This is a genomic window from Streptomyces sp. NPDC002306, from assembly GCF_053593435.1.
On sequence record NZ_JBSFCK010000106.1, the window covers coordinates 1 to 5,341 of the forward strand.

3 protein-coding genes and 3 pseudogenes are annotated in these 5,341 nt (G+C 65.0%); 3 read left to right on the forward strand and 3 right to left on the reverse strand.

Annotation, left to right across the window (positions count from 1 at the left end; genetic code table 11):
* Window positions 1-1,022: 1,022 nt before the first annotated feature.
* The 3 genes from ACWCQK_RS41885 to ACWCQK_RS41895 all read left to right on the forward strand — a co-directional run bounded on the left by ACWCQK_RS41885 (window position 1,023) and on the right by ACWCQK_RS41895 (window position 2,816).
* The gene (locus ACWCQK_RS41885; RefSeq protein ID WP_451164479.1) at window positions 1,023-1,592 is read left to right on the forward strand and encodes a DUF6529 family protein; all 570 of its coding nucleotides are present in this window, start codon (window positions 1,023-1,025) and stop codon (window positions 1,590-1,592) included.
* 46 nt (window positions 1,593-1,638) lie between these two features.
* The gene (locus ACWCQK_RS41890) at window positions 1,639-2,163 is read left to right on the forward strand and encodes a QcrA and Rieske domain-containing protein (RefSeq protein ID WP_451164481.1); all 525 of its coding nucleotides are present in this window, start codon (window positions 1,639-1,641) and stop codon (window positions 2,161-2,163) included.
* A gap of 200 nt (window positions 2,164-2,363) precedes the next feature.
* Entirely contained in the window at window positions 2,364-2,816 is a 453-nt protein-coding gene (locus ACWCQK_RS41895; RefSeq protein WP_451164483.1) for a COG4315 family predicted lipoprotein, read from the forward strand.
* Between the two features lie 574 nt (window positions 2,817-3,390).
* Here ACWCQK_RS41895 and ACWCQK_RS41900 read toward each other — a convergent pair.
* The 3 pseudogenes from ACWCQK_RS41900 to ACWCQK_RS41910 form a co-directional block, all read right to left on the reverse strand.
* Window positions 3,391-4,245, reverse strand: a pseudogene (locus ACWCQK_RS41900) (ISAs1 family transposase); the annotation flags it as partial.
* Window positions 4,212-4,418, reverse strand: a pseudogene (locus tag ACWCQK_RS41905) (transposase family protein); the annotation flags it as partial. The pseudogenes ACWCQK_RS41900 and ACWCQK_RS41905, both read right to left, overlap by 34 nt.
* Window positions 4,419-4,642: 224 nt before the next feature.
* A pseudogene (locus ACWCQK_RS41910) lies at window positions 4,643-5,341 on the reverse strand (IS701 family transposase); the annotation flags it as partial.

Consider the following 5,341-nt stretch of genomic DNA (forward strand, 5'->3'; position numbering starts at 1 on the left):
TGCGGACCGTCTCGACCAGCAGCACCGCCCCGGCCTGCGAGATCGCCCCTCTGCCACCGCCCTCGACGCGGACACGCGGGTACAACCCGATACGCTTGCCCACCTGGAGAGTGCTTCCTTCCGTGCAGCCAACAGGACCCTAGACAAGTCCCATCGTTGCAGGTCAGAAGCACTCTCCGCTTATTTGATCAAGGCATGGACGAGCACACTCATGAAAGCGCGAGGCTAGCCCTGACTTCGGGGCAGCACTCCTGGTTCCTCGTCGAGGTGACGGTCACCCCCGCATGCGCCCGACTCGCTGAGAGGCGATCGGGCGTACAACTGCCGCCACATAGGGATCTACCTGCGCAGACGTCAGATCGCGCCCAGTGTTCCGGAGAAGTAGGACCAGGTCGGCCACCGGCTACCCCGGGGTTCAGCTAGCGGCCGACCACTCGAGGTCGGGTCGCGCCGCGTACAAGCGCCGCAACGACGTCGAGCGTGATCAGCAGGCCGACGGGCTTCCGCTCTGTAGCGACGCGCTACGACAAGCGCGCATGTCTTCCACGGCGCGGTCACAGCCGCTGCTGTCGGAATCTGTTTTGTCGAATGACCCATGACGCGGTTCGTCTCGAGTGAAGCCGGCATCCCCGATGCTCATGCGAACACCGCGTCCGGGCCACACCCGTACACGGCCTGAAGCCACCCAGCGTTCGGATCACCATCACGGTGAAACCCAAGCGAACGACACCCGGTCCCCATGAAGTCATTCATCTGCGGCTTTGAGGGTCAAAAGCGGGCAAGGACCGCTACCGTGCGGCTGTGTTCGGGCTACAGCCTTGACGATAGTTCTCGGACGACCACCAACACCTGCTTGAGGACTTCCTGATGAGCAACGGGACACTAGATGCGCGCACCACCTGCCTAGAGAATTATGGGTACCTCTTACTCACCGCCCTCTTCCTTCTTCCTGGCAGGATAGTTTCCCCGACGTGATCAGGACCACTCTGGGATCAATGGAAATCCGAATGGAGGTCACGCTCATGGCCGAGGACGATGGTGTGGCGCAGGCAAAGGGTGGCGGGAAATTAGCGTTGGTAGTTGTGCTGGGAGCACTTGTCGCGGTCACCCTGGGGGCTTATGGAAACGCCCACCAGCCCACGGGACGGCCATTAGCCCTCATCATCGGCTTCAACAGCATGGCGCCCATGAAAGTCTGGCTCGCTTCTTTAGCGGCGCTCCTTGGACTACTCCAGGTCATCAGTGCCATATGGATGTGGCAGCGCATACCAAGTTGGGGGCCTCCTCCCGCCGCGCTACCGCAATTTCACCGATGGAGCGGGACCGCGGCATTCCTTTTAACTCTTCCGGTCGCGTACCACTGCTTATGGAGTATCGGGTTCGTCACCTTCGATGTGCGCACTACAGTCCACTCGTTATTAGGGTGCCTTTTCTATGGCGCGTTCGCGACGAAAATGCTGACCCTGCGCACCCACGGCACGCCAGGATGGCTCCTACCCGCCGTCGGTGGCCTCCTGTTCGCCGCTCTGATCGGCCTCTGGCTCACAGCCTCAGTTTGGTACTTCGCCCAGTCGGGCGTGCCTTTGAGATGAAGCCCCGCGACCGCCACAACCGCACGTTCTGGAGTTCTGGATTCCCATGAAACATGATGATCGCACCCTCTACAGTGCAGCTGAGGCGTCGGCTCCCGCCAACCCCAGCCGCCGAGGCTTGCTCACCGCCACGGTGGGCCTGGTTGCGGCTGAAAGCCTGAATGGCTGCGTCATCCGCAAACCTGCCCCGGCGGTGCCGCCCCCCGCACCCCTATCACCAGCCGCTCCACCAAGCAACTCCTCAAGCGGCGGCAAGAACGAAGGGGCCTCCTCGCGTGAAGCCGGCCCGGCGCTCGCAAAAGCGGTTGATATCCCCTCTGGGGGAGGAAAGATATTCGAAGACCAGAAGGTGGTGGTGACGTGTGACGCGGGCGGCACACTCCGCGGTTTCACCGCCGTGTGCACCCATGCGGGTTGTGTCGTTGCTTCCGTCGCGAACGGCAGAATCAACTGCCCATGCCACGGGAGCCAGTTCGACGCCTCAACGGGCGCACGCGTCGCGGGCCCCGCTACGGCTCCCCTCAAGCCCGTCGGCCTTCGCCAAAACGGCGACTCAATCTATCTGAAATGACCGTTCCCATGTCCTTGATCCAACGGCTTCCCACCACGCTATGGATCGTCGGAGCCACTGTGGCCACAGCGGCGCTCAGCCCCGTCGTGGGCAATGCTGTCACTGACCCGTCCGACGTCGCCGTCACCGTGCAGCAACCGTCACCGGAGCCCGTGTTGCTAGACGACAGCACTCCCCCACCGCCGGCTACTCCGGGAGCCATGCCCAGCCAGACGTCCGCAAACACGCCCGCCCCCGCCGACACGCAGACGGCCGCGGCTCCCGAAGAGGGAACCACGATCAGCGCGGCCGACACCATCCTCGGCAGGATTGTTGTCGACAGTCGAGGCTACACGCTCTACATGTCGACCCTGGACAGGCACGCCCCACCGGTGTCGGTGTGTGTGAGCGCGCAATGCCTCACGGCATGGAAGCCCGTACAGCTCAAGAACGCCAGTGACAAACCCTCCGCAGGTGACGGGCTCGACTCAACCCGCCTCGGCTCCTTCCAGCGTGCCGACGGAACCTGGCAGGCAACCCTCGGCGGTTGGCCCCTCTACCGGTTCGAGAAGGACCGCCAACCGGGTCAAATCAACGGCCAAGGCTTGAAGGGGACATGGTATGTGCTGTCTCCTGCAGGGAAAAGGGTCACGAGCACGAGTAGCATCCAGTGACACGAACCTCGGCGGAAACTTCCGTGGAGGACAAAAGCCGTCACCTTGTTGAGAGTGCGTGTTGATTGCCGCTCAGAATAATGCCATTAAGGGTCGGATATGCCGTTCTGAATGAGATTGGCGAAGGTATGGCGACCATGCCTTGGTCGACCAATCGAGCCTTGCCCTCGAATTCTCGCGTGCTGACAGGACATTCTACCTGTGGCCCGCTTGACTATGTGATGATGCTCCAAGGAGCGTGACAGTCACTCCCCCACTGTAGCGACTGCCGTGCATCTTCAAAGGCGTCCGCATGTGACTGGCCCCAGCCCCGCGTCTGCAACTCCCGACAAAGCACCGCAAGGAGCAATTACACCCATGTTAGCCACCTCGCAGGGCAGGGCTTCGGCGTAGTCGCATGACGTCCGGTTCGTGGTCATCCGAGGTCGAGGAGTGAGAGGGGTCGCTGAGGGTTGCGGGCGTTGCGGCGGAGACCGGCCGCGATGTTCTTCACTCCGGCCGTGCGGAGGGCTCCGATGGCGAGGTTGCGCCAGGTGGCCATCGCGCGGGGTGCGTTGCCGGTTCGCAGCTGGGAGGCGTCTTCGGCGAAGGTGGTGTCGCGTACGTGGTGCAGGGCCTCGATCTTCCAGTGGTCACGGACGAGTCGGGCGAGCTGGGCCGGGGTGGCCTGCTCGGCAGTGAGGTTGATGACGGCGTAGACGGCCTTCACGGTGGTCTTGCCGGTCTTGCGGTCGGTGCGCCGGCGCTTGATCTGGATTGCCTGACGAGTGCCGGGAAAGAGCAGGTTGTTCACGGTGGCCACCTTGATCCGACGGATTTCGCAGCGGCCGTGGCTGACGTTCCGGGTGCGCCCCTGGAGCGGGATGCGCTGCCAGGGAAGGGATTTCATCTGCTTGCGCAGCTTCTTCTGGTTGCCCTTGACGATCACGATGTAGTGGGCGTCGCGGCCGAGCAGGTAGTCGGCGTGGTCGCGCTGGGTGTGCAGCGCGTCGCTGGTGACCACGGTGCCGGCCAGGTCGGCGACGGTCTCCAGCAGCGGCTGGAAGCACGTGATCTCGTTCGTCTTCTCCCGCACGTCGAGCTGGGCCAGGACCAGGCCGGTGGAGTGGTCCAGGGCGGCGAGCAGATGGATCTTCTTGCCCCTGGCCTTGGCTGCTCCGCGCAGGCTCTTGCCGTCCACGGCCAGAGCTCGCCGACTGCCGCTCGCCGTGCGGGAGCGGCGGTCGGCGAGCCACCGGCCCACGGCCTGGTCCAGGGCATCGCCGTCGACCCTCGCCAGCAGTCGGCGAACCGTCGATTCCGCGGGCAGGAGCCGCTTGGGAAGCAGAGGATCGGGGGCGCGCCGACAGCTTGCAGCACCTGCGGCGGGGCGTCGGCGATCCACTCGCCGACTGCCAGCAGCGACCTCGCCCCGGCCAGTACCGCGCACGCGGTGAGCGCGAGCACGACGACCAGAGCGTGCCGTACTCCGCGCGGATCACGCGGGTCGGGTACTTCGGTCAGCCGTTCCAGCAGACCCGGCACGTCTGCAGGTTCGGCCCGTGGATGGCCACGGAGTTGGTCAAGGGCAGGCGGGATCGGCGATGATGCGTCGTCAGGCACGGTCTTCCACTCGGATCACGGGGCGTCGAGAACTCCATGATCTTGGGAGTCCGTGCCTGTCACGATCTCCACGAGTCATCAGCAGGCAGAGCCGGGCCCGGGCCGACCGCCGGTTGGGCAGGGGGCTAACCAAGCGGCAGCTCAACACGTTGTCCGAGGCCGATCTCCTCCGCCTCATCACTGGTGACCATCGCGAACACTCCGCTCGGGATGCCTGCAAGACAGCACACGGGCAGTTCCGGGCCGTCGGTGGCCTGGCGGACCTCGCGTCCGGCAGGCCGGATGCGCAGGGCCACGAAACGGGAGTACATCCGCTTGCGGCCCGAGCGGCCGGTGCCGGGCCGGGAGCCCTCCCGCCACTGCACCGGCCTGGCCGCCGTCCGTCCCGCCGCGATGACCAGCTCCTTCACCGAGCGTGGCTTGTCGGGATACTTCGCCACCGGTGGGCGTCCGGTCCCGGAGTACGGCTCGGCCACCGGCACCGCGTCGGCGGGCTGGGCTGTAAGCGTGGTGGAGATGCCCACCACGTAGTTCATGCCGCGGGCCTGCACTCCGTGCCGGAACGCGGCGGCGTCGCCGTATCCGGCGTCCGCGATGACCAGCGGCACATCGAGTCCCCAGGAGCGGGTCTCATCGAGCATGTCCAGGGCCAGCTGCCACTTCTCCAGATGCCCGACATCGTCCGGGATTCCGCAGGCGCTGCGGCGGGCGATCTTGTCCACATCGGCCTTGGGTGAGGCAGGATCCCAGGTCTGAGGCAAAAACAGCCGCCAGTTGACCGCCGCCGAGGCGTGGTCGGACGCGAGGTGGAGCGAGACGCCGACCTGGCAGTTGGTGACCTTGCCCGCGGTGCCGGTGTACTGCCGCGACACGCATGCCGAGGCCGTCCCGTCCTTGAGGAACCCTGTGTCGTCGAAGACCAG